The sequence below is a fragment of the Oceanotoga teriensis genome, assembly GCF_003148465.1.
GTDB lineage: Bacteria > Thermotogota > Thermotogae > Petrotogales > Petrotogaceae > Oceanotoga > Oceanotoga teriensis.
Window position 1 is genome coordinate 15,773 of sequence record NZ_QGGI01000021.1, and the last position, 25,256, is coordinate 41,028.

21 protein-coding genes and 1 riboswitch are annotated in these 25,256 nt (G+C 25.9%); of the genes, 14 read left to right on the top strand and 7 right to left on the bottom strand.

Going from position 1 to position 25,256, the window contains the following annotated elements:
- Window positions 1–36: 36 nt before the first annotated feature.
- Together C7380_RS11555 and C7380_RS11560 are read left to right on the top strand one after the other, a co-directional pair.
- On the top strand, window positions 37–711 hold the full coding sequence (locus C7380_RS11555; RefSeq protein WP_109606093.1) for a response regulator transcription factor: 675 nt from the start codon (window positions 37–39) through the stop codon (window positions 709–711).
- Window positions 708–1,724, top strand: a complete 1,017-nt coding sequence (locus C7380_RS11560; RefSeq protein WP_109606095.1) for a sensor histidine kinase — start codon at window positions 708–710, stop codon at window positions 1,722–1,724. The genes C7380_RS11555 and C7380_RS11560 overlap by 4 nt, the downstream gene beginning before the upstream one ends.
- 29 nt (window positions 1,725–1,753) lie before the next feature.
- On the opposite strand, the gene C7380_RS11565 is transcribed toward C7380_RS11560, so the two are convergent.
- The 4 genes from C7380_RS11565 to C7380_RS11580 all read right to left on the bottom strand — a co-directional run bounded on the left by C7380_RS11565 (window position 1,754) and on the right by C7380_RS11580 (window position 7,057).
- The gene (locus tag C7380_RS11565; RefSeq protein ID WP_109606097.1) at window positions 1,754–2,881 is read right to left on the bottom strand and encodes an ROK family transcriptional regulator; all 1,128 of its coding nucleotides are present in this window, start codon (window positions 2,879–2,881) and stop codon (window positions 1,754–1,756) included.
- Between the two features lie 114 nt (window positions 2,882–2,995).
- Window positions 2,996–4,462 carry a xylulokinase gene (gene xylB / locus C7380_RS11570; RefSeq protein ID WP_109606099.1) on the bottom strand — a complete coding sequence of 489 codons (1,467 nt, stop codon included), beginning with the start codon at window positions 4,460–4,462 and terminating at the stop codon, window positions 2,996–2,998.
- Window positions 4,463–4,505: 43 nt separating this feature from the next.
- Entirely contained in the window at window positions 4,506–5,873 is a 1,368-nt protein-coding gene (locus C7380_RS11575; protein WP_109606101.1) for an MFS transporter, read from the bottom strand.
- A 128-nt stretch (window positions 5,874–6,001) separates the two neighbouring features.
- Entirely contained in the window at window positions 6,002–7,057 is a 1,056-nt protein-coding gene (locus tag C7380_RS11580; RefSeq protein ID WP_109606103.1) for an NAD(P)-dependent alcohol dehydrogenase, read from the bottom strand.
- Window positions 7,058–7,388: 331 nt separating this feature from the next.
- Between C7380_RS11580 and C7380_RS11585 the strand changes: the two genes are divergently transcribed.
- From C7380_RS11585 to C7380_RS11610, 6 genes are all read left to right on the top strand, one after another.
- Window positions 7,389–8,153, top strand: a complete 765-nt coding sequence (locus tag C7380_RS11585; protein WP_109606105.1) for an ABC transporter ATP-binding protein — start codon at window positions 7,389–7,391, stop codon at window positions 8,151–8,153.
- Complete coding sequence (locus tag C7380_RS11590) at window positions 8,140–10,065, top strand: ABC transporter permease (protein ID WP_109606107.1); 1,926 nt, start codon at window positions 8,140–8,142, stop codon at window positions 10,063–10,065. The genes C7380_RS11585 and C7380_RS11590 overlap by 14 nt, the downstream gene beginning before the upstream one ends.
- Before the next feature lie 224 nt (window positions 10,066–10,289).
- Window positions 10,290–11,579 (top strand): extracellular solute-binding protein, encoded by a 1,290-nt coding sequence (locus C7380_RS11595; protein WP_109606109.1) that lies wholly within the window; start codon window positions 10,290–10,292, stop codon window positions 11,577–11,579.
- Window positions 11,580–11,640: 61 nt separating this feature from the next.
- Complete coding sequence (locus C7380_RS11600; protein ID WP_109606111.1) at window positions 11,641–12,549, top strand: carbohydrate ABC transporter permease; 909 nt, start codon at window positions 11,641–11,643, stop codon at window positions 12,547–12,549.
- A 9-nt stretch (window positions 12,550–12,558) separates the two neighbouring features.
- The gene (locus C7380_RS11605) at window positions 12,559–13,413 is read left to right on the top strand and encodes a carbohydrate ABC transporter permease (RefSeq protein ID WP_109606113.1); all 855 of its coding nucleotides are present in this window, start codon (window positions 12,559–12,561) and stop codon (window positions 13,411–13,413) included.
- A 23-nt stretch (window positions 13,414–13,436) separates the two neighbouring features.
- Complete coding sequence (locus tag C7380_RS11610) at window positions 13,437–14,009, top strand: HAD family hydrolase (protein ID WP_109606114.1); 573 nt, start codon at window positions 13,437–13,439, stop codon at window positions 14,007–14,009.
- 150 nt (window positions 14,010–14,159) lie between these two features.
- On the opposite strand, the gene C7380_RS11615 is transcribed toward C7380_RS11610, so the two are convergent.
- Window positions 14,160–15,491, bottom strand: a complete 1,332-nt coding sequence (locus C7380_RS11615) for an MATE family efflux transporter (protein ID WP_109606117.1) — start codon at window positions 15,489–15,491, stop codon at window positions 14,160–14,162.
- A 100-nt stretch (window positions 15,492–15,591) separates the two neighbouring features.
- Between C7380_RS11615 and C7380_RS11620 the strand changes: the two genes are divergently transcribed.
- The 3 genes from C7380_RS11620 (at window position 15,592) to C7380_RS13870 (ending at window position 18,420) form a co-directional block, all read left to right on the top strand.
- Entirely contained in the window at window positions 15,592–16,572 is a 981-nt protein-coding gene (locus tag C7380_RS11620) for a helix-turn-helix domain-containing protein (protein WP_109606119.1), read from the top strand.
- A 231-nt stretch (window positions 16,573–16,803) separates the two neighbouring features.
- Window positions 16,804–17,829, top strand: coding sequence for an ankyrin repeat domain-containing protein (locus tag C7380_RS11625; RefSeq protein ID WP_109606120.1), 1,026 nt, complete (start codon window positions 16,804–16,806; stop codon window positions 17,827–17,829).
- Window positions 17,830–17,964: 135 nt separating this feature from the next.
- The gene (locus C7380_RS13870) at window positions 17,965–18,420 is read left to right on the top strand and encodes a CPBP family glutamic-type intramembrane protease (protein ID WP_158274896.1); all 456 of its coding nucleotides are present in this window, start codon (window positions 17,965–17,967) and stop codon (window positions 18,418–18,420) included.
- 26 nt (window positions 18,421–18,446) lie between these two features.
- Here C7380_RS13870 and C7380_RS11635 read toward each other — a convergent pair whose 3' ends face one another.
- The gene (locus tag C7380_RS11635) at window positions 18,447–18,944 is read right to left on the bottom strand and encodes a transcription repressor NadR (RefSeq protein ID WP_206050602.1); all 498 of its coding nucleotides are present in this window, start codon (window positions 18,942–18,944) and stop codon (window positions 18,447–18,449) included.
- Entirely contained in the window at window positions 18,945–20,213 is a 1,269-nt protein-coding gene (locus C7380_RS11640) for an MFS transporter (protein WP_109606124.1), read from the bottom strand.
- A 199-nt stretch (window positions 20,214–20,412) separates the two neighbouring features.
- Between C7380_RS11640 and C7380_RS11645 the strand changes: the two genes are divergently transcribed.
- Genes C7380_RS11645 through C7380_RS11655 form a run of 3 tightly spaced genes read left to right on the top strand, consistent with a single transcriptional unit; the run spans window position 20,413 to window position 24,925 of the window.
- Window positions 20,413–20,865: a MarR family winged helix-turn-helix transcriptional regulator gene (locus tag C7380_RS11645; RefSeq protein ID WP_109606126.1), complete on the top strand. Its 453-nt coding sequence runs from the start codon at window positions 20,413–20,415 to the stop codon at window positions 20,863–20,865.
- Window positions 20,862–23,072 carry an ABC transporter ATP-binding protein gene (locus C7380_RS11650; RefSeq protein ID WP_109606128.1) on the top strand — a complete coding sequence of 737 codons (2,211 nt, stop codon included), beginning with the start codon at window positions 20,862–20,864 and terminating at the stop codon, window positions 23,070–23,072. The genes C7380_RS11645 and C7380_RS11650 overlap by 4 nt, the downstream gene beginning before the upstream one ends.
- On the top strand, window positions 23,072–24,925 hold the full coding sequence (locus C7380_RS11655; protein ID WP_109606130.1) for an ABC transporter ATP-binding protein: 1,854 nt from the start codon (window positions 23,072–23,074) through the stop codon (window positions 24,923–24,925). Before C7380_RS11650 ends, C7380_RS11655 begins: the two co-directional genes overlap by 1 nt.
- A 58-nt stretch (window positions 24,926–24,983) precedes the next feature.
- A riboswitch (Fluoride riboswitch) is annotated at window positions 24,984–25,047 on the top strand.
- Window positions 25,048–25,256 lie beyond the last annotated feature (209 nt).

The window sequence follows — 25,256 nt, forward strand, 5'->3', positions numbered from 1 at the left end:
TATAATAGTATTGTTTAATATATGGAGGTGTAGTTTATGTTTAAAATTTTTATAATTGAGGATGATAAAAAATTAAGTGCTCTTTTATCTCAAAATCTTGAAAAATGGAACTTTATAACTAAAGAGGTAGAAGATTTTTCAAATATTATAAATGAATTTATAAATTATGATCCTAATCTAGTATTACTTGATATAAATCTTCCTGCATTTGATGGCTTTTATTGGTGTTCCAAAATAAGAGAAATATCTAAAGTTCCTGTGATATTTATCTCTTCAAGAAATTCAAATATGGATATAATAATGGCTATAAATATGGGAGGAGATGATTTTATTCAAAAACCTTTATCTACAGAAATTTTAATAGCTAAAATTAATGCTTTACTTAGAAGAACTTATTCATATCATGATACTCAGACTAATGTCATTGAATATAATGGAATTGTTTTAGATATGAAAGATAATATTTTAATTTATAAAGATGAAAAAATTGAACTTACTAAAAATGAATATAAAATTTTATATGTTTTAATAAAAAATAATAATAAAATAGTCTTAAGAGATGATATAATGCGTGTTTTATGGGAAGATGAAAGTTTTGTAGATGATAATACTTTAACTGTTAATATAAATAGATTGAGAAAAAAACTTGAAGAATATGGTATAAAAGATGTTATAAAAACTAAAAAAGGGCAGGGGTATATTTTATCATGAATTTTGAAGAATATTTAAAAGATAAAAAGTTATTTTTAACTTTTTTTGTTGTTTTAATGATAATAATTAATTTAATAATGTTGTTAGATCCTAATAGTAGAATACATTCAGGTAATATATTGTATTTAGATATTTTATCATTTATTTTGATGATTATTTATCTTCTTGTAGAATTTTCTTTCAAGAAGAGATATTTTGATATGTTAAAAGAACTTGATGAGTATACTGGAGATATAATAACAGCTTTACCGGAACCACAATCAAATGAAGAAATAATTATAAATGATTTAATATCTCATTTGAATTATTTAAATTATTTAAAATATGATGCTCTTTATAAAGAGAAAAGAGACTATGATGAGTTTATAGCTACATGGGTTCATGAAATTAAAATACCTATTTCAATAATAAAACTTACACTTGAAAATGATGTTGTAAATGATAAATCAAAAAGTATATTTGAAGAGATTGAAAGAATAGAAAATTATATAGAGCAGGTTCTTTATTATTCAAAATCAGATGATTTTTCTAAGGATTATTTTATATCTGATGTAAATATTGAAAAGATTATAAAAGATATAATCAAAAAAAACGCAAAAACATTTATTTCTAAAAAGATTTCTGTTGATATTAGTAATTTAGATTATGATGTAAAGACAGATAAAAAATGGCTTGATTTTGTTTTAAATCAAATAGTTAGTAATTCTCTTAAGTATACTGATAAGAATGGAAGCATAAAATTTTATTCTTTGAATTCTGAATTTGAAAAAATACTTATTATAGAAGATGATGGAGTAGGTATAAAAAAAGAAGATATTAAACGAATTTTTGATAGAGGATTTACAGGTTATAATGGAAGGAATTATTCTAAATCTACAGGTATGGGACTTTATTTATCTAAAAAACTTTTGAATAAACTTGGACATAAAATAACAGTAGAATCTAAATTTGGTAATTATACAAAAATAATGATTCATTTTCCAAGATTAAATGATTATTATAATTTTAAATAAAAAAGATTCCAAAAAATTTGGAATCTTTTTTATACTTGTTTTATAAATTTTTCTATGACATTTAAAGCAGCCCCTAAAGCAGCAGTAGCAACTTTATAACTGCAATTTTTTATAAAAGAACTGTCATCTGAAAATGTATTTCTTTTTGCAACCTTTTTTTTAATACTATCTATATGAGGTTCTATAAAGCTTCCAACATATCCACCTATTATTACATCACAGTCTAATATCATATTGATATTATTGATTGCTATTGATAAATATGTAGTATAATCATCCCAAACTTCTTTTATATTTTTATCATTATTTTCCAATCGTTTGAAGAAAAGGTCTAAATTACCATCTGTTATATCTGAAAGACGTTTAGCTGAACAGTATGCATCCAAACATCCAGATTTTCCACAATAGCAATTAATTCCATTTGGTACAATTGTCATATGTCCAACTTCTCCAGATCTATAATTTTTTCCATAAATTAATTCATTTGAATTAAAAATAGCTCCACCTACTGTATTACTTAAAGATAAATAGAAAAATTCATCTTTTTGTTCTTTATTGATCCCTTCAGCATATGCTCCAGCATTCGCATCATTTATAAAATAACATGGATATGAGAAGAATTTGCTTATAGAATTGAAAGGCAATGCTTTTAAACCTAACATATGTGAATATGAGACCATTTCTTTTTCTAAGTTTATGATTCCAGGAAATGATATTCCCATACCAAGAATATTTTTGTCGTTTTTAACGATTTCAGATAAAAAATCTTTTATTTTTTTATTAATTTCAATGTAGTAATTATCTTCATCTTTAAAAGGATTATTAAATCGTTCATATTTAATTATTTCACCTTTAAGATTTGTTAATAGAATTCCCACATGATTTTTAGTTATATCAAGACCTATGGCTAATTTTGAGTTTGAAATAACTGATAATGCTTTTGCTCTTCTTCCACCAGTAGATTGAAGTTCTCCAACTTCTTGAATTAAGCCTTTTTCAATGAGTTCTTTTGTATTTTGAGTTACCGTTGGTAAACTCATTTTTAAATCATAAGAAATTTCAGGGTTTGAAGTTTTTTCTTTTTTACAAATATATCTGAAAATTCTATTTCGATTATTTTTTTTGACTTCGATATTTGTAATTTGATTTTTATTCATTAAACACACCTCTATACTTTATTAAAGTGTTTTCTTTATTATATCATTTTGAATTTTATATCGCAACTAATTAATTTTATAGAGTAATATATGGGTGTTTTATGAAAAAAATTATTAGGTTATTATTTTAAACAAGTTTTTCATTTCAGGATAAATTTGGTGAAATTTTTGATATTTTTCTTCGTATTTATTTACTAATTCTTTATTTGGGTTTACGGTATCTATTATTTTTATTATATTCTTCGTTTCTTCTACAGAAGAAAATTCTCCACAACCAACTGCAGCAAGAATAGCTGCACCATAAGAAGGTCCTTCTTCATTTTCTATAATATCTAATTTTAAATTCATTATATTTGAGAGAATTTTTTTCCATAAATGACTCTTTGCACCGCCTCCACAAATTTTAGTCCTTTGAATTTTCATACCAAGACTTTTTGCAACTTCTAATGAATCTCTTAATCCAAATGTTACTCCTTCAAGAACCGCTTGAATCATATCTTCACGAGTAGTATTCATAGTCATTCCTGTAAAAGTTGCTCTCGCTCTTGGATCATTATGTGGTGAACGTTCACCCATTAAATAAGGCAAATAGAATACATTATTTTCACCAAGTTTTTTAATCTTCATCTGTTCATTTGAATATTCATTTGTTTTTAAGATTTCATCCATCCACCATTTATTTGATGAGGCTGCACTGAGCATACATCCCATTAGATGATAATATCCATCTGCATGTGCAAAAGAATGTAAAGCATTGTTCTTGTCAACTTCAAAAGTTTTTCTTGATATAAAAATTGTTCCAGAAGTACCTAAAGATATGTTACACATTCCTTCACCAACTGTTCCAGTTCCAACTGCAGCTGCAGCATTGTCTCCAGCACCAGCAATTATTTTAACTTTTGGTGATAAGTTTAATTCTTTTGCGATTTCTTTTTTTAGAATTCCAACAATATCATAACTTTCATATATTTTAGGCAATTGTTCTTCTGTTATATCACATATTTTAAGCATTTCTTTTGACCAACATTTATTTTTTACATCGAGTAATAAAGTTCCAGAAGCGTCTGAATAATCTGTACAATGATTACCACTTAATTTATAAGCTAAATAATCTTTTGGGAGCATTATTTTAGATATCTTTGAGAATTTTTTTGGTTCATTTTTTTTCATCCAAAGTATTTTAGGAGCGGTAAATCCTGTAAAAGCAATATTTGCAGTGTACTGAGATATTTTTTCTTTACCAATTGTGGTATTTAAATAATCAGTTTCTTGTGTAGATCTACCATCATTCCATAAAATTGCAGGACGTATTATATTATCTTTTTCATCTAAAGTAACTAATCCATGCATTTGACCACCAAAACTTATTCCACAAATATCTTCTTTTTTACAATTTGATACTAAGTCTTTAATTCCTTCAATTGTTTTCAAATACCAATCTTCTGGTTTTTGTTCTGACCAACTTGAATTTGAAATATATAAAGGATATTTTTTAGAAACAGTTTTAAGTATATTTCCTTTTTCATCTATTAATAAAAGTTTTACCGCTGATGTACCAAGATCAATTCCTATGTATAACATAAAGCACCTCCAAAATAATTTTATTTAATTCTGGTAAGTTAATTTAATTTTCGTTTTTTTTATTTTTAAGTTCATATATTATTTTATTATAAGAAGTTCTATTTAAATTATAAAAAAATAAAGCTAATGCTGTTATTATCCATAGAATTCCTGGAACCGTTGTGAACGAATGTTTAATAACAGAAATTACATTTTCATTTTGTGGTTGATTTGCAATATAACCATATTTTCCCATTATAGCAGCTAATAAAGCTGTACCTACAGCCATTCCGATTTTATTACCTAAGGATATAAAAGCATATTGAAATCCATCATTTCTGAGACCTGTTTTCCATTCACCATATTCAACACAATCAGGAACAATTGCATAAATAGCAGTATTGAAACCTGAAAAGAAGAATTGTGAAACACAAGATAGTAAATAAAATGGAACAGGAGAATCTTTTACATTAAAAAAATACATTAAAAACATACTTATTCCCGTAAAAAATGCAAATATAGAAGCTGCTCTTCCCTTATTATTAGTCATTTTAAATAGTATAGGAAAACAAGCCGCACCTATAATGGATGGAATAATGATATATAATGAAAAAATACTAAATAATGCTTTATTACCTTCAACATAGGTAAAATAGTATAATGCATCGGCATTTCTTCCATAAAAAGTTATACCAAATAAAAATTGTCCTATGAGAGCTATCAAATAAGGTTTATTTTTACTAATTGCTATTAATTGTTCTTTTAAAGGAATTTTTTGTTTTTTTGGTATTTCTATAACTTCTTTTGTTTTGGCAAAACAAAATATATGACATAATGAAAATATAATACCGTATAAGATTGCCGTAAGAAGATAACCGTTTTTTTCATCACCTTTTCCGAATGTGTTTATCAAAGGAACAGTTATTATATTTATTATTCCAATAGCTGCCATGGCACTGACTGAACGAAATGTATTTATTTTTGCACGCTCTTCAATATCCTGTGTCATAGCACCACATAGAGTTCCGTAAGGTATATTAACACTGGTATATCCTAAAACTAACACACAATATGTTATAGCCATATATACAATTTTTGATGTTGATTGCCAATTTGGATGAGCCCAAAAGGTTAAAATTAATACTAAAGAAGTTAAAGGAGCTCCAAACAAGAGCCAAGGTCTGTATCTACCCCAACGAGTATTTGTTTTATCTGTAAGACTTCCTATTATTGGATCATTTATTGCATCCCAAAATCTTGAAAATAACATAAGACCAGCTACAGCTTTCATATCTATTCCAAATACATCAGTATAAAATATCATGAGAAAATTTCCTACAAACATCCAACTAAAATTACATCCTACATCTCCCATACCATAAGCAAATTTACTGATAAAAGGTACTTTAATGTTAGTTTCTTTGCTCATCATCTAATCCTCCCCATAATATCCTATATTTGTGTTCTAAACTATACCCAATACATATATATTTTAAAAAACACCTTCGAAACTTTTATGAAGTATAATTCCGAAGGTGTTTTGAATGTTAAATATAATAATTATTTTTCTTCAGAAACTCGTATAACTGTTTTTACTATATCGGCTTTGTTGCTTATACTATAATCCATAGCTTCTTGTATTTCATCGAGATTATAAGTATTTGTTACTATACCTTTTAAATTTACTCTTCCTGTAGAAACAGCATTTATAGCTAATGGATATATATGGCGATAACGGAATACAGTCTTAAATGTTAATTCTTTATTTATGGCAATACTCATTGGTAAAGTCATTTCACCATTTTTACTATAACCAACAAATACTATTGTTGCACCTTTTTTGGTGATATCTATAGCTTGTGAGGCTGCTATTTCTGAACCAGTAGTTTCAATTACTAAATCACAGCCTTTTTTTCCTGTTAATTTTCCTATTTCTTCTGCAACATTAGAATTACTTCCGTTGATAACTCTATCTGCACCCAATTCAAGTGCTTTTTTTAGACGTTTTTCCATTAAATCTACAACATATACTTTTGACACACCCATAGCTTTTAATGACATCATTGTTACTAATCCAATACATCCAGCACCCATAACAACAGCAGTTTGACCTATTTTTGCATTTCCTTGTATTGCTGCATGAAAACCAACAGCTAAAGGTTCAATTAAAGCACCTTCCATAGTACTTACATTTTCTGGCAATTTAAAACATAGATCAGCTTCATGGGCAACATATTCCTGAAATACGCCATCAACAGGTGGAGTAGCAAAGAATTGAACTTCTGGACATAAATTATATTTTCCTGATTTACAAAATTCACAATGACCACAGGTTTTTCCAGGTTCTAATGCAACACGATCTCCAATTTTTAAGTTCTTTACATTCTTACCAATTTCTACGACAATTCCTCCAGGCTCATGTCCAAGAACAAATGGTGGATTAACTACGTAATCACCAATAGCTCCCGTTTCGTAATAATGTAAATCACTACCACAAACACCGATATATTCAAGTTTTATTAAAGCTTCATTGTCTTTGACTTTAGGAATATCACGTTCTTCAAATCCCATTTTACCTATTCCAAGCATTACAGCGACTTTCATTTTACCTTCCATAAGATTCACCACCTTTATTTTATACTTTATTTTATACTTTATAAAATACTTTTATTATGTATTTATATTATAAAACTTTTTTTAATTTTTTGTCAATGTAGTAATAAAGTGTTTATTTTTGAATATTTTTAAATAGAAATATAAATCTTTTAAATAGTCGTATAAATTAAAAAATATAAAATAGTAAAATATTTTTAATTTTTTAAATATAATTAATAATGTGACAAAAAAGTAAGTTTTGAATTTTTTATGTAATGAAGTTAAATAGCTAAAAAATTTTTTAAAGATTAAAATTATATTAGAATAAAATAAAAAAGGGAGTGTTTATTTAATGTCTACAGTATTAAAAACAGAAAATTTAAAGAAAGTATATGGCTCGAGAGGAGTTTCTTATGTTGCTTTACAGGATATAAATATTGAGATAGAAGAAGGTGAATTTACAGGGATCATGGGACCATCAGGTGCTGGTAAGACTACTTTATTGAATATAATTTCAACTATAGATAAACCAACTTCTGGAAGAGTAGTAATTAATGGAACAAATATAATAAATATGAAGGAAGATAAATTAACTTCTTTTAGAAGAGATAATTTAGGTTTTATATTTCAAGACTTTAATCTATTAGATACTATGACTGTAAAAGAAAATATAATATTACCTTTGGCACTTTCAAAAGTTTCACCTAAAGAAATAGATCAAAGATTAATAAGAATTTCTAAAATTCTTGGTATAGATAATATATTGAATAAGTATCCTTGGGAGATTTCTGGAGGTCAGAAACAAAGAACTGCGTCAGCGAGAGCTATAATAAATAATCCAAGTCTTATACTTGCAGATGAACCTACTGGAGCTTTAGATTCAAAATCTTCTTCTGAACTTTTAGAATGTTTTACAGATTTAAACAATAATAATAAATCTACTATATTAGTTGTTACGCATGATGCTTTTGCTGCAAGTTATTGTAAAAGAATTTTGTTTATAAAAGATGGACAGATCTTTACAGAACTTGTAAGAGGAGGTACAAGAAAAGAGTTTTTTCATAAGATTCTAGATGTTCTTTCAGTAATTGGCGGTGAATCAAATGACATTATTTGACATAGCCATAAAAAATATAAAGAAGAATTTTTATAATTATTTTGTGTATTTCTTTTCAATGATTTTTAGTATAGTTATATACTATACTTTCGTTTCTTTACAGTATAATCAGCAAGTGGCGACTGCTTCTGCTGCATCGGCAACAGTTTTTTATTCTTTTCAATCATCAGCAGTTATTTTAGCTATTTTTTCAGCTATATTTATATGGTATTCTAATTCATTTTTTACTAAAAAACGTAAAAAAGAAGTTGGATTATATTCTTTATTTGGATTGAGAAAAAGACAGATAGCAAGGATGTTATTTTATGAGAATATAGTTATGGGAATACTCGCACTTATATTTGGAATACTGTTAGGAACTCTTTTGTCAAAACTTTTTTCTATGATTCTTTTAAATATGATGGGGACTTTTGTTTATATAAAATTTGAAATAGTACCAAAGGCAATAATTCAAACTACTATAGTATTTTTAATATTTATTTTCATAGCATCTATACATTCTTATTCATTAATATATAGATTTAAACTTATAGATCTTTTTAAAGCAGATTCAAAAAAACAAAAAGAGCCGAACCCTTCATTGTTTTTCACTTTTTTAGGTATTTTAATATTAGCTTTATGTTATTATGTGGCTATAAATGCTGGGGTTAAATTAGAATTTATGTCAGCTTTTTTTGGTTCTTTATTTCTTGCAATTTTGGGTACATATATCTTTTTTAGGTCGAGTTTAATTTGGTTTCTTAAGAGAAATAAGAAAAATAAGAATAAATTTTATAAAGGTACTAATATAATAAGTACGAGCCAAGTACTCTACAGAGTAAAAACCAATGCAGTAACTCTTGCAACATTAGCTCTTTTAAGTGCTGTTACTATAACGGCTATAGGAACTGTTTTTAGCTTTGTTTATATGTCAGATACGGCTGCAAAAATAGCTTCTCCATTTTCATTCACTGTAGATTATAAAAATGAAAATGTACAAAATGATTTAAAAAATATAATAAAAGATAATAATCATAAGATTTTAAATAGTGTAGAAGGATTGGAAATATTAAAATTAGAAGCAAAATTTAATCCTAAAAATTCAAGTGGTTTTTTCTTCTTTCAAAATAAAAGTGATGTACAGCTTATAAAACAAAGTGATTATAATAAAATAGCTGATATAAAACATTTTCCAAAAATAAATTTGAAGAATGATAAAGATACTATTTTATTTGATGGTTATTATATTGGATTCGGAGATTTTTCTTTTAAAGATACTGATGTAACTTTGATGCCTAATGATAGAAATATAAATTTAAAAATAATTGAAGATCCTTATAAAAAATTTATTATAAGTGCTTCATTTGCCGATAGAGTTTTAGTGGTAAAAGATAATATGTACGAAAATCTTAAAGATAGTTCTAAAATAATAAAAACATCTTCTTATGATATATCAGATCAAACTAATAGTGAAAAATTAACAAATGAGCTTGTAGAATTTACGAAGAATAATAATATCAAATTTGTTGATTATTACAGACCTTATAAGGGTACAATGGAGAGTAATGGAGTTTTAATATTTAGTGGAACATTTTTAGGTTTGGTTTTTTTATTGAGTACGGGAAGTATAATTTATTTTAAACAGTTAAATGAAGCCAATGAAGATAAGATGAGATATAAAATAATATCTAATATAGGAATAAGTTTTAAAGATATAAAAAAATCTATATCTTCTCAAATACTTACTATTTTTTTGAGTCCGCTTATAATTGGACTTATACATAGCACCGTTGCAATAAGTAAATTATCTCAATTGTTGGGATTATCACTTGTAAAACCTTATTTGATAACTTCAATTTCATATTCGGTAATATATATAATTTTCTATTTTTTAACTGTTGCAACTTATACGAGAATAATAAAACAAAAATAAACAAAATAAACAAAAAACAAGCAGATTCATTATCTGCTTGTTTTTTTATTAATAAAAAAATGTTAAAATAATGACTTTATTTAAGATTTTGATAATTAAATAAGCGTATATACCTTTAAAACATATTAATATTGAGTTTGAAGATTTAACAATAAAGAAATATAGTACTATAATATATTTAATCAATATGATTCTTTATTATAAATCACTTGGGAGGGATAGTTATGAAAAAGAAGTTTTTTATTATACTATTATTTGTATTTTTATTATCAGTTATGGGATTTTCAAAAAAAATAGAACTAATGTTTTGGACACATGAAGATCCTAATAGAAAAGAAATTGAGTTAAGGTATATAGAAGAGTTTCAAAAGATTTATCCTGATGTTGAAATAAAAAGAGTTGAATATTCTTCTACTAAAATTCAAGAATTAATTTTAACAGCTTTTGCTGCAAAGCAAGGACCAGATATATTTAATATGTCAATCGAAGACGAATATGCATATATAGTTAATGGTAGAGTTTCTCCCGTTGATTATAAAGCTGCTGGATATAAAAACAAAGATGATCTTTTAAATTCTTATATGGAAGGAATGCTCGATCCTGTTACTTTTGATGATGAAGTTTATGGATTACCTCTTGAAATAACTAATTGGTGTATTTTTATAAATAAGAAAGTTTTTAGAGATGCAGGTCTTGATCCAGAAAAAGATTATCCAAAAACGTGGGAAGATATTGTCAATTTATCTCAAAAAATAGCTATAAAAGATGGAGAAATAGTTAAAAGAAGAGGCTTTGATTTTAGATATCCTTATTATCTTGTAGAAATGCTTCCTTTGGTTGAACAGTTAGGTGGAAAGCTTATAAGTGACGATGGAAAAGAAGTAATAGTTAATGATGAAGCATGGTTAAAATTTTTAGATTATATGGCTGAATTTGGTCCATCGGGATTAAATTTGGGTTCGCCAACGAGTACTGCAGCAAGAAAAGTCTTTAATAAAGACAATAATGATATAGCTATGTGTTCAAGTGGACTTTATCAAATAGCAAGAATAAAAGCAGAAAATCCTGATTTTTATAATAGTAAAGAATGGATGGTAGTACCATTCCCAAAATTTGAAAATGCAAAAAAAGATGTTCCTGCAAAATATTATGGTCATTATTATATGGTTAACTCCCAAAAACCTAAAAAAAATCAAGAGATGGCGTGGAAATTTGTTTCTTTTATGTTGAGTCATCCAGAAGAATATCTTGAAAAAGTTGCTATTATTCAACCAAAAAAAGAATTATTAGAATCATTCCTCTTTAAATCTTATCCATATTCAGATGTTTTTTTGAAAGATCTTGAAAAGGCTGAAGTTGTTTTTTATCAAGCTAATTCAGCGAAAATACAAAAACATATGGAAGAAGCCGTTCAATCTGTTATGTTTGGAACAAAAACATCAAAAGAAGCCTTAGAGATATTAAAAAGAAAAGTTGAAGAATCTTATAAAGAAGGATTAGATATGATTTATTAAAAATTTAAGATGCTGTCTAATTTAATTAGATGGCATCATTTAAATAATAGGGGGAAAGATCATGAAAAATAGGGTTTATGGAATTGAAAAGAAAAAAGCCAAATGGGGATGGATTTTTGTATTTCCATCTTTGATTTTTTTTGCACTGTTTAGCTTTTATCCCATAATAAATGCAGCATATACAAGTTTTTTTAAAAAAAATTTATTATCTTTAAGACCTCCTAAGTTTGTTGGATTTGATAATTATAAATATATATTTTCTTCTCCAGATTTTTGGAATTCTTTTAGAGCAACAATAATTTTTACTATTGGTACTTTTGTTCCCATAGTTATAATAAGTTTATTGCTTGCTACTTTCATAATGTCAAGAAAAAAGTTTCAAAAATTTTTTGAAATGGCTTTTTATTCACCTGCTGTTTTGTCATCAGTTACAGCGGCAGTTATATGGTTGATGATATTTGAACCAAGGGGTCTTGCAAATCAATTTATAAATTTTATAACAGGTTCAAGTGGTAAAGATTGGAGATGGCTCTCATCAGGAGGAATGGTACAGCTTGCTACTATAATAGTATACTTTTGGAAGTATATAGGGTATTTTACAATAATCTTTATATCAGGACTTGCAAGTATACCTCAAAGTGTTCATGAAGCGGCTAAAATTGATGGAGCAACATCTTATCAAGATTTTAAATATATAACATTACCTTTATTAAAATCTACAACGGTATTGGTTTCTATCATGTCAATGCTTCAATGTCTTAAAACTTTTAGTACACAGTATTTATTTACTCAATCTGGAGCACCTACAGAACCAATAAATGTGATTACTTTGAATATTTATAATACTGCAATAAGAGACCATTCTATTGGTAAAGCATCTGCTATGAGTATAGTTCTTTTTTTGTTGATGCTTATTTTAACTATAATACAATTTAAAATTTCAAAAAATGATGATGTGGATTTTAATTGAGGTGATTATATGAATTATAAAAAAAATAATTTTGGCGAAAAACTATCAGATACTTTAATATGGATATTTTTAATTGTTTTTGCAATAATAATAATTGCTCCAATAATATTTATGTTTAGTGCTTCATTCATGAAATCAAATCAAATATTAAGAATGCCTTTTAGTTGGATTCCGGAAGAATTTTATTTTCAAAATTATCAAAAAGCAATTGCTGGAAATTCTGGTAATTATATATATATAAGAAATATTTTGAATTCAATTATAGTTTCTACTGTAGTAACTATATCTACTATATTTTTATCTGCAATTGCTGGATATGGTCTTGCAAAATTTCCATTTAAAGGGAGAAATATAGTTTTTATATGTATAATGGCTACAATGATGATTCCTTTTGAAGCTATAATGGTTCCTTTATACTTAGTAATAACAAAATTAAATCTTCAAAATACTTATATGGGATTAATAGTACCTTTTTTAACAAATGCTTTTGGAATATTTATGATGAGACAATTTTTAATTACATTTCCAGATGAACTTTTAGATGCAGCAAGAATAGATGGAGCGAATGAATTTAAAATATTTTGGAAGATTGTTTTTCCAAATAGTCTACCTGTAATTGCAACACTTGGAATATTGACTTTTAGAGCTCAATGGGATAATATGTTATGGCCTTTACTTGTAATACAAAGTGAAGAAATGAAAACAATACCTCTTTATATAGTAAAATTTACAGCAGAAATGAATACAGATGAAGGGGCTATGATGGCAGTTGCTGCGATAGCAAGCATACCAATGTTTATTTTATTCTTTACTTTATCTAAATATTTTTTGAGTGGTGCAAATTTGCACTCTTCAAGAAAATAAAATATATTTTAGAGGTGATCATTTTGAAACTTTTTATTTTTGATATGGGCGGAGTTGTTGTAGATAATTTTAATGTTAGGCCTAAAATTGCAGAATTTTTTGGAAAAGATGAAAGTTTTTTTAAGGATAAAAAATTTCATGAGCTTTTTAATCTTATAATGGCTGGTAAAATATCAGAAGAAAATTTTTGGATAGAATTTTGTGATATTGCAAAACTTGAAAATAAAGGTAATATATGGGGAAAATTTTTTAAACCAATTTTAAAAAAAGATACTATAAATTTGATAAAAGATCTTAAGAAAAATTATAGAGTAATATGTGGAACTAATACACTGCAAGCTCATTATAATATACATAAAAATAATGGAGATTATGATGTTTTTGATTATGTTTATGCTTCTCATATAATTCATCTTGTAAAACCAGATAAAGAATTTTTTAAATATATTCTAAATGAGGAAAATATAGAAGCTAAAGATGTTTTTTTTATAGATGATTATGAAGAAAATGTTCAAAGTGCATCTGAAATTGGAATAAAAGCTATTCATTTTGATAATGCCAAAAATGTTAGACTTAAGCTAAAAGAGTTTATATAATTTAAATAATCTTTTAAGAGAGTTGGTGATCAAAATATTAGCTTTGTTTTTAGTGTAATATTTTTTGGATAATAATTCAATGTTAAACTTTGATTTGAAGGAAAACAGAGACAATAAATATAATTTATTGTCTCTGTTTTTTTAATATAATTATTTGATTGTTTTTTTTAATTTAAATGCATAGAAAAATGTTATAAGTGTTGCAAAAAAATCAGCTATTGGTTGAGAAAATATTATTCCATTTAAACCAAAAATATTTGGAAGAATTAAAATCAAAGGAATAAAAAAAATGCCTTGCCTTAAAATATTTAATATTAAACCTTGAAATCCTTTTCCAATAGATATAAAAAGTGTTGAGTAAGTGAATTGAAATCCGAGTGTGAAAAATAATAAAGTATTTATTTTTAATGCTTTAATTCCGATTTTTAATACTTCACAATCGTTTGAAAAATAAGATAGTATAGAGTTTGAAAATAATATTATAAATATTGTCCATATCATACAAAATATGGTGGTTGAAATTATACTATGTTTTATTATACTTTTCAATCTTTTATAGTTTTTTGCACCATAATTAAAACCAGCCATTGGTTGCATACCTTTCATAAAACCAAAAATAATATTCATTCCAAGTGTATTAATTCTTAAAACTATTCCCATTGCTGCAATTGCTTGTGAGCCATATATTGAAGATTTTTTAGATATTAAACTCATAGAAATACTTGTCAATAATTGTAATAAAAACATAGATATTCCAATTTTTATTATTTCTGAATATATTTTGATATCAAATTTAAAATTTTTAATTTGAATTTTTATGATACTTTTTTTTGATATAAAAAAAATTGAATATATAATAGAGGTTATTATTTGAGATATTAATGTAGCAATTCCAGCCCCAATTACTTTTAAATCAAGATTATATATAAGTAAAGGATCTAATATTATGTTTAGAATAGATCCTGATAGCATAGCAATTAAAGAAATACTTGCCCCGCCTTGAGAAACTGCAATATTGCCAAGAGTAATATTTAAAGAAGTGAATATCATACTTATTAAAAATATTTTTGTATAATTTTTTGCAATTGGTAAAATTTCTTGATTAGCTCCGATTAAAACTAATATTTTATCGAGAAATATAAAAAATATTATTATAAATAAAAAACTAGTAAATATGCAACTAAAAAATGATATAGAAGAAACTTCGTTGGCTTTCTTATATTTTTTTTGTCCAATAAGTCTTGAGATATAAGATCCACCACCTGTTCCAAAAGTTAAACCAATTCCAGAAAATATAAGAGATATTGGAAAAGCTATAGAAACCGATGCAACATTTATAGTACCTAAACCAGATACAAAATACGTATCTATAACATTATAAAGTGCTGAAACCATCATTGAAATTATCATTGGAATTCCGAGAATAAAAAGACCTTTTAAAATGTTTCCATTTTTTATTAATTCTATTTTTTTATTATTCATATTATAAACGCTCCTTTTTATCGTATAATATCATTATAGTATTATTTATAGTCACAAAATTACTTTTTAATATCATAATATTCCAAAAATTTAAAAAGGAGTGATTTATATTTTTAAAAATATAATAGATTATTATAAAGATTTTATTGATTCAAGAATGTTTATATTAGTTCCTGAATTGTCTATGAAAGATGACTTTTATTATAAGATGATAACTAAATGTGGAGAAGGTTATTTGAAAATATATTTGTTAAATAATTTTATGGTTATTAATGCAAATTATATTCCTAAAAAAAATTTTGAAAAAATTTCTGAAATACAAGAAGATTATGTTGAAATTTCTCAATTTGAAAGTGATTCAAGTATATTAAAAGAAGAAAATAAGGATAGTATAAATGTAGGGTTTGGAATTTTTTCATATATAAATAATAGTAAAAAAGTTTCTGTTTATTGTAAAAAATATGAACCAGTTAAATTTACTAAAATAATCTTAACTGAAGATTATTATGATAAATTTTTAAAAGATAAATTTGAAAAAGATTTTGAAAATGTGAAATCAATAATGAGATTTGTTTCTTTGAATCCTTTTCTACCAGAAATTAATTTTTTATTTCAACAAATAAAAAGCTGTAAAGCTAAAGGATTGTCAAAAAAAATATACATAGAAAGTAAAATACTCGAATTACTTTCCATATCTACCCAAATATATGAAGAAAAAAATAACATTAATAAATTAAGTGTAAAAATAACTCCTGAAGATAAAAAATATTTAGAGAATGTTTTAAATTATATGAAAAATAATTTGAATGCTTATCCTTCAATAGAAGATATGGCAGAAATATCTAATATGAGTAAAAATAGATTTCAAATGGCATTTAAAAAAATTTATGGTGCGACTTATTATAAATATTTTCAAATGTTAAAGTTCAATAGAGCTTTATTATTATTAAATAATTCGAATTATAGTATTAAAAAGATTTCGAGTATGGTTGGTTATTCTAATACTGGCCATTTTACTGGCTTATTTCGAAAAATGTATGGTGTTACACCTAAAAAATATAGAGATATTTTTAATTTATAATTAAATCAGATATTTAAAAAACAAAAGATTAAATAAAATCGAATGATTAAATATTAAATGTAAAATTACTTTTAAATAATATAAAAGTAATTCAAATTTTAACTTTTATGTGTAAAATAGGTAAAAAGATATAAAATTTGTGTTGTATTAATGTATTAATATTTATAAATAAAGAAATAGAGTTTTCTGAAATAATTTTATATAATAACTTTATAAAAGGAAGGTGTAATATTGAGTAATAAAAAACAATTAAAAATAACAATTTTATTAATTTTTTTTGTTGGTATTTATATATTAAGTTATGCAAAAAGAGATGATATGAGCATTAAATTTTATAATATGTGCAAAGTTTCAAATTATGATGAAATTGAAAAATTTTATTTTGATAATAAATATAAAATAAATATAAACTATAAATATAAAATAAATCTTGAAGGAAAAGTAGATCTTTTTGAGACTCCTTTTATAAATTCAACAAAAAATTTAACCGAAGATAGAATTAAAATTATGCAATTTTTAGTTGATAATGGAGCAAATTTAAATCAGAAAATTGTATTGAAATTTAATAATACCGATAATGAATATAGTACATTTTATCTTTCTGCTAACAATAATAACAATTATGATGAAATTGTTGATTTTTTTATAAAAAATAATATTAATACTAAACAAACTTATTGGAGGACTGATTTTAATATATCTTTTTTGGCATCTAATATAAGAATAATGAATTTAAATACATTAAAAAAATTTTTAAAATATGATGAGAAATTAAATATAAAAAATGAAAGTTTAGATGGTAAAAATTTATTATTTTATGTTTTAGACCAAGAAGTTTTTGATTATCTTGTAGAAGAAGGATTGAATCCTAAAAAGTTGGATAATAGTGGTAATAATATATTTATAATATATATATTGAATCTTAACGACGCAAAAATTTTAAAAACATTGGAAAAATATAATTTTGATATAAATTTTAAAAATAAATATGGAATAACTCCTTTAATAGCATCGGTTTTATCTAATAATAAATCATGTTTTAATTATATCAAAGAAAAGGGTGATCTTAATATTAGAGATAATGATGGTAAAACTGCTTTGATATATGCTGTCTTATGTAATAATAAATATTTTGTTGAATCTTTGTTAGCAGAAGGAGCAGTTAAAAATATAAAGGATTTTAAAGGAAAAACGGCTTATGATTATTCTAAAGATTTAGGTCTTGATGAAATACAAAAAATTTTAAAGAAAATATAGATTAGAAAGGTTTTTATTATGAAGTTTTCTATAAATTATTTATATTTGTCATTTTATATTATTTCTGTTTTTATGTCGATTTATTTGAACAATATATTTTATTTGATCATTATGTTATGTTTTACAATTTTTTATATGCTTAAAGATAAAAATTATATTGAATTGTTTAAATGGAATAATAAGCATTATAAAGAAAATACAAGATATATAATATTTTTTTTTGTATTATTAATATTTAGTGCTTGTTATGAATATAAAAGTTTTAGTCTTAATTATATTAAATATAAGTTTTTTGAGTTTCTATTGATAGTTTTTTTAGTGCCTTTTATTGAAGAGTTAATTTTTAGAGTGATATTGTTTGAAAGTATCAAAGTAAATGAAGAATTTCATTTTATACTTTTGAATTCTTTTCAAACTTTAATTTTTATTATGATTCATTTTATTGTGAATAAAGGTTATTATGGCATATTGGTTATTAATCTTGCATATATTAATGGTCAAATTTATTTTACAGAAAAAAATTTTTTAAAAATGTATGGACTACATTCTATTTATAATTTTATAACTTTAATTTTTACAATTCAGGGGTAAAGATTTTTAAAAAGGATTTCTTCATATTATAGAAGAAATCCTTTTTTATTTAATTCAGTTATTATTTTTTTATATTGTTTTTCATCATCTACTTCTATCTTATGTAGATGAATTCCATAGTTTAATGAAGATAGTGGCTTTGCATTATTTATTTTTTTTAAAAAGAAGTCTACATCCATTTTATCTTCAACATCTAATGTTGCAGTTATTTCTCCATATATTGGATGTTCAACACTCACATCAAGAACTTTTCCACCATTTTCTACTATTGTTAAAAGTTCAGAACCTATTTCTTCAAAGGTATGTTTTACAGCAATGGTTCTTATTATTCTATTTTTTGTGCTTATATAATATCCTCTTGAATTGGATTTGATATCTTTTCCCGCAGCTTTTAAAATTGCTATGTCTTTTACAATGACTTGTCTTGTCACTTCAAACATATCTGCAAGATTGCTACCAGAAATAGGTTTTGGTGATCTGTTTAATATTTCTATTATCTTTTCAAGTCTTTTTTCTTTGTTCAACTAATTAACCTCCACATTCTTTGTCTCAGGTAAAAATATAAAATTTAAAAATCCTGTTATTATAAATAATATTGCTATTCCTATAATACCAGAAAAAATTATATTTTTTTCAAGAAAAAATGCTGTGTAATAAGGAGCTATAAAACCTGAGAATCTTGTCACTGCACTTGAAGTACCATTTGCTGTGCCTCTATATTGAGTTGGATATAATTCCGGAGTATATGCATATGTTAATCCCCAAGCACCAAGTGTAAATATTGAAACTATTAAACTCATCAATAATACAATTGTGTTCTGGGAACTATAAGCAAAAGCTATACTTGAAATTCCAGTTCCTATCATAAAGAATAATACACTTTTACGTCTACCAATTTTTTCTATAAAATATGCTGCAAGTAGATAACCAGGAAGCTGAGCTATATACATATAAAAAGTATACCAATCAGCTTTTACAAAGTCTATACCTTTATTGAAAAGAATGCCTTTTATCCAAATAAATATTCCATAATATCCGAAACTCATAGTAAACCATTGAAGCCAAACGAGTATTGTTCTTTTATAGTATTTTTTGGATAGTATATTTTTTAAAGAAGATTTTTCTTGCTTTTTGAATGATATATCTTTTAAATCATATTTAAAAAGTTTTTTAAATTCTTCTTTTTTATCTTTTATTAATAGGTATTTTGGAGATTCTGGAACGAATAATAATAATATTAAAGGCAATAATCCTATTCCCATAAATATAAAATCATAATTCCAACCTAAATATCTTCCAAATATCATATGTATTATGGCCATATATATACTACCAAAAGCCCAACTTGCTTCGAGTAATACTAGATATTTTCCCCTTATGCCAACATTTAAAAATTCTGTTAAATAAGTATTTAAAACCGGTAAAAGTCCTCCAAGTCCGAATCCTGATATTACTCTAAACATTATAAAATTAAATGGAGTTGTTGCAAATCCATTTGCAAATGAAAAAAGAGTCGCAATAGTTAGAAAAAGTATTGAAGTTATTTTTCTACCAAATTTATCTGAAAGGAGTCCAGCTATTAAAGCTCCTAAAAACATTCCGATAAATCCGGAACTGCTCAAAGAGGCTGCAAAGTTTCTACTTAAATTCCATTCTGTCATTACCATTGGTTGAGCGAAAGGCATTATCATAACACCTGCGGCAACATAAGCCCATCCCAAAGAAGTTATAAATAATAATAATTTTCTTTTTCCTGAACTTATACTTTCATCTATTACTTTATCAAGAGTCATTTTCTCACCTCTAATTTATAATTGTATATACAGTATATACTATATTAATAGTATAATATAAAAAACAAAATTGATTGTTAAAAAACAGAAACTAAATTTATATATTTTGTAAACATAGGGAGAGTAAAATGTATTTCGTACACGAAATATTAGTAAGCGAAATGTTAGGGAGCGAAATATATTTCAAAGGAGAATATTTATGGATGAAAAATCTAAGGGGATTTTAATTTTAAAACAGATGAAAAGGATAATGGATTTATTTCATAAAAATATGAAAAATGAATTTGAAGAAATAAATTTAACGAGACCTCAAGGGATGTTAATTGGTTATTTGTTTCAAAAAGGAGAATGTAAAATAAGTGATTTAAGTGAATATATGGAACTTTCTAATAGTACTGTTTCTGGGATAGTTGATAGACTTGAAAAACAGAAAATAGTAGAAAGAAATAGAGATGAAAAAGATAGGAGGGTTGTAAAGGTAAGTATTACTGAAGATTTTAAGAAGAATTCTAATACACATTACAAAAAAATAGAAGGAAGATTCTCAGAGATCTTTGAAAATGTTGAGGAAAAAGATTTGAAATTTATCTTAAAAGGATTAAAAAAATTGGAAAAGATAATTGAAATCAATACTGAGGAGAGCAAAGAATGATAAAACTATTAAAGTATTTAAAACCGTATACAGTATTTTTATTAGTTGCTATCGCATTACTTTTTGTGCAGGCTATGAGTGAACTCGCTTTACCAGATTATATGTCTAGAATAGTTAACACTGGAATTCAACAAGGAGGAATTATTGACTCTGTTCCAGAAGTTATTAGACAAAGTTCTTTTGAAAAAATCAAATTGTTTATGACTAATGAACAGAGTGAAAAAGTTATAAATAGTTATGAATTGATATCTTCTGATGATGTTGAATATCTTAAAGATTATCCAGCGTTGAAAGATGAGGATATATATTTATTGAAAGATATTGATGAAGAATTAAAAAGCGAATTGAATATAATAATAGGAAAAGCTTTTATAACTGTTTCAGGTATTCAAAAAGCAAAAACTGAAGCTAAAAATGGATTTATGGAACTCAATGGTATGAAGATCCCAGCTAATATAGATATATTTAATATTATTAAAACTTTACCAGAAAATCAAAGAATTAAAATGATGGAAAATGTTGATAAACAAATAGAAGCTATGGGTACAAGTATGATAAATCAAATGGGTGTAGCTGCTGTTAAAGAAGAATATATGGCTATTGGTATTGATACTGATAAGATACAGAGTTCATATATAACTAAAACGGGGTTATATATGTTATTAATAGCTTTTTTAAGCGCTGCAAGTACTGTGATGGTTGGACTTTTAGCAGCAAGAATAGGTGCTGGTTCGGCAAGAGACATAAGAAGAGATGTTTTTACAAAAGTAGAGAATTTTTCTAATTCTGAATTTGTAAAATTTTCAACAGCATCACTTATTACAAGAACGACAAATGATATAACTCAGATACAATTAGTTATTGTGATGATGATAAGGATGATATTTTATGCTCCTATAATGGGTGTTGGAGGAATAATAAGAGCTTTAGACAAGAGTACATCTATGTCATGGATAATAGCTCTTGCAGTTATAATACTTCTTGGACTTATTATGATAGTATTTTCAGTTGCACTTCCTAAATTTAAAAGGATTCAAAAGCTCATAGATAAATTAAACTTAGTTACTCGTGAGAATCTTTCTGGATTGATGGTTATAAGGGCATTTAATACTCAAAACTTTGAAGAAAATAGATTTGATAAAGCCAATAAAGATGTTACAAAGACTAATCTTTTTGTAAATAGATTGATGGTTGTTATGATGCCAGCTATGATGCTTATAATGAATGGAATAACACTTTTAATAGTTTGGGTTGGAGCACATCAGATTGCAGAATCAAGTATGCAAGTTGGAGATATGATGGCATTTATGCAATATGCTATGCAAATTATATTTTCATTTTTGATGATGTCTATTATGTTTATTTTAATTCCAAGAGCTTCAGTATCTGCAAATCGTATACATGAAGTTTTAAAAGTTGAACCAGAGATAAAAGATATTGATAATCCTGTTCATATAGATAAAGTTGATGGAGAAATTGAATTTAAAAATGTTTGTTTCAAATTTCCTGGTGCAGAAGAAAACATGCTTAAAGATATTTCATTTATTGCAAAACCAGGTCAAACTACAGCTATAATTGGATCTACAGGTTCCGGGAAATCAACACTTATAAATATGATACCAAGATTTTATGATGTGACTGCAGGAGAAATTCTTTTAGATGGTGTTGATATAAGAAAACTCAATCAAAAAGAGTTAAGAGATCAAATAGGTTATGTGCCTCAAAAAGGTATATTATTTAGTGGAACGATAGAATCTAATTTGAAATATGCAGATAAAAATGCATCTCATGAAGAAATTTTAAAAGCTTCAGAGATAGCCCAAGCTATGGAGTTTATAGATGAAAAAGAGGAGAAATTTCAATCACCTATTTCACAAGGTGGATCTAATGTTTCTGGTGGTCAAAAACAAAGGCTTTCTATTGCAAGAGCTATAGTCAAAAAACCAAAAGTATATATTTTTGATGATAGTTTTTCAGCTTTAGATTTTAAAACAGATTCTATGTTGAGAAGAAAATTAAAACAGGAAACTTCTGATAGTACTTTTATAATAGTGGCACAGCGTATTTCTACTATAGTTAATGCAGATCAGATTCTTGTCCTTGATGAAGGAAATATAGTTGGAAAAGGGACTCATAAAGAGTTGATGGAGAGTTGTAAAACATATCAAGAAATAGCTTTATCCCAATTATCAAGGGAGGAATTGTAATGAGTAAAAACAAACAAAAGAGTAATAATGAAGGCTTTGGACATGGACCTGCTGTTATGAGAGGTGGTCAAAAGGCTAAAGATTTTAAAGGAACTATGAAAAAGCTTTTAAAATATATGAGTGATTATAAAGTTTCGATTATTGTAGTTTTTATATTTGCGATGGCAAGTGCTATATTTATGATAATAGGGCCTAAAATTCTTGGTAAAGTAACTACTAAACTTTTTGAAGGTATTATGACTAAAATAACTGGAACTGGTAGTGGTATTGATTTTGTATATATAGGGAATATATTACTTATGCTTGCTGGAATTTATTTAATAAGTTCTATTTTTAGTTATATCCAAGGATGGGTAATGTCTGGAGTTTCTATGGATATAAGTTATAGATTTCGTGATCAAATCTCTAAAAAAATTAATAAACTTCCGCTTAAATATTTTGATAACACAAATCAAGGTGAGGTATTATCAAGAGTTACCAATGATGTTGATACTATAAGTCAAACGCTTAATCAGAGTCTTACACAATTGATTACTTCTATAACTACTGTTGTAGGTGTTTTATTTATGATGTTTTCTATAAGTTGGCAGATGACATTAGTAGCTCTTGCAATAATTCCTATTTCTATGATTTTAATAGCTTTTGTAGTTAAATATTCTCAAAAATATTTTAAACAACAACAAGATTATCTTGGTAATGTTAATGGACATATTGAAGAAATGTATGGTGGACATGTTGTTATGAAAGCTTTTAATGGTGAAGAGGAAAGTATAAAAGATTTTGATAAGTTTAATCAAAAACTTTATGGTGCAGCATGGAAATCACAGTTTTTATCTGGAATGATGATGCCTATAATGAATTTTGTTGGTAATATAGGTTATGTTGGAATAAGTGTTTTAGGAGGTTGGCTTGCAGCAAAAAGAATGATCGAAGTTGGAGATATTCAAGCTTTTATACAATATGTAAGATCTTTCACACAACCAATAGCACAGCTCGCTAATATTTCTAATATATTTCAGCAAACAGCAGCTGCGGCAGAAAGAGTTTTTGAATTTCTTGAAGAAGAAGAAGAAAGTTTGGATACTTTAAACCCAGTTAAGCCTGAAACTATAGAAGGAAATGTTGAATTTAAAAATGTACATTTTGGATATGATTCAGATAAAATAATAATAAATAATTTTTCTGCAAATATTAAGGCTGGTCAAAAAATAGCTATAGTAGGTCCTACTGGTGCAGGTAAGACTACTATGGTGAAGTTGTTGATGCGTTTTTATGATATAAATAGTGGAGAAATTTTGATAGATAATAATAATATAAAAGATTTTACAAGAAAAGATTTGAGATCTTATTTTGGAATGGTTCTACAAGATACATGGCTTTATAATGCATCTATAAAAGATAATATAAGATATGGTAATTTGAATGCAACTGATGAAGAAGTTTATGAGGCATCTAAAGCTGCTCATGTCGATGGCTTTGTTCATGCTTTACCAGATGGATATGATATGGTTTTAAATGAAGAAGCTTCAAATATATCTCAAGGACAAAAACAGTTGATAACAATTGCAAGGGCTATACTTGCAAATCCAAAAATATTGATACTTGATGAAGCGACAAGTTCTGTAGATACCAGAACAGAAGTTCAAATACAAAAAGCTATGATAAATCTCATGAAGAATAGAACTAGTTTTATAATTGCTCATAGGCTTTCTACTATAAGAGATGCAGATTTAATTCTTGTAATGAATCATGGTGATATTGTTGAACAGGGAAATCATAAAGAACTTCTTGAAAGAGATGGTTTTTATGCAGATCTTTATAAGAGTCAGTTTGAAGCACCAGTAGAAGGATAATTTTTAATATATCTTAATATTGTTTCAATCAATTTATACTATAATTCTTTTAAATGAATATATTTTAGGTGATGGAGTTCGCCTTTAACCGCAATTAAAATGCTAATGACTCCTGTCTATATTTAAATGGACAGGAGTTTTTTCATTTAAGGAGCATTCCTGAAATAAAAAAAGAAAGAGGTTGAAAAAAAAGGAACCTCCCCGTAAAATAAAAGTGTAACAAGAATCCATCAAATATTTTACAAAGGAGGAACCTAAATGAATTATACACAAAATAATAAAATAAAACAAGTGGATGAAAAAACATTAGTAGTGGGAGTAGATATAGCAA

What these genes read in the sequence shown, in the direction of transcription:
- C7380_RS11655 (WP_109606130.1), top strand. Translation starts at nt 23,072, where the DNA reads ATGAGTAAAAACAAACAAAAGAGTAATAATGAAGGCTTTGGACATGGA.
- C7380_RS11645 (WP_109606126.1), top strand. Translation starts at nt 20,413, where the DNA reads ATGGATGAAAAATCTAAGGGGATTTTAATTTTAAAACAGATGAAAAGG.
- C7380_RS11555 (WP_109606093.1), top strand. Translation starts at nt 37, where the DNA reads ATGTTTAAAATTTTTATAATTGAGGATGATAAAAAATTAAGTGCTCTT.
- C7380_RS11575 (WP_109606101.1), bottom strand. Translation starts at nt 5,873, where the DNA reads ATGATGAGCAAAGAAACTAACATTAAAGTACCTTTTATCAGTAAATTT.
- C7380_RS13870 (WP_158274896.1), top strand. Translation starts at nt 17,965, where the DNA reads ATGCTTAAAGATAAAAATTATATTGAATTGTTTAAATGGAATAATAAG.
- C7380_RS11600 (WP_109606111.1), top strand. Translation starts at nt 11,641, where the DNA reads ATGAAAAATAGGGTTTATGGAATTGAAAAGAAAAAAGCCAAATGGGGA.
- C7380_RS11585 (WP_109606105.1), top strand. Translation starts at nt 7,389, where the DNA reads ATGTCTACAGTATTAAAAACAGAAAATTTAAAGAAAGTATATGGCTCG.
- xylB (WP_109606099.1), bottom strand. Translation starts at nt 4,462, where the DNA reads ATGTTATACATAGGAATTGATCTTGGTACATCAGCGGTAAAACTTTTA.
- C7380_RS11560 (WP_109606095.1), top strand. Translation starts at nt 708, where the DNA reads ATGAATTTTGAAGAATATTTAAAAGATAAAAAGTTATTTTTAACTTTT.
- C7380_RS11595 (WP_109606109.1), top strand. Translation starts at nt 10,290, where the DNA reads ATGAAAAAGAAGTTTTTTATTATACTATTATTTGTATTTTTATTATCA.
- C7380_RS11580 (WP_109606103.1), bottom strand. Translation starts at nt 7,057, where the DNA reads ATGGAAGGTAAAATGAAAGTCGCTGTAATGCTTGGAATAGGTAAAATG.
- C7380_RS11615 (WP_109606117.1), bottom strand. Translation starts at nt 15,491, where the DNA reads ATGAATAATAAAAAAATAGAATTAATAAAAAATGGAAACATTTTAAAA.
- C7380_RS11565 (WP_109606097.1), bottom strand. Translation starts at nt 2,881, where the DNA reads ATGAATAAAAATCAAATTACAAATATCGAAGTCAAAAAAAATAATCGA.
- C7380_RS11650 (WP_109606128.1), top strand. Translation starts at nt 20,862, where the DNA reads ATGATAAAACTATTAAAGTATTTAAAACCGTATACAGTATTTTTATTA.
- C7380_RS11605 (WP_109606113.1), top strand. Translation starts at nt 12,559, where the DNA reads ATGAATTATAAAAAAAATAATTTTGGCGAAAAACTATCAGATACTTTA.
- C7380_RS11640 (WP_109606124.1), bottom strand. Translation starts at nt 20,213, where the DNA reads ATGACTCTTGATAAAGTAATAGATGAAAGTATAAGTTCAGGAAAAAGA.
- C7380_RS11590 (WP_109606107.1), top strand. Translation starts at nt 8,140, where the DNA reads ATGACATTATTTGACATAGCCATAAAAAATATAAAGAAGAATTTTTAT.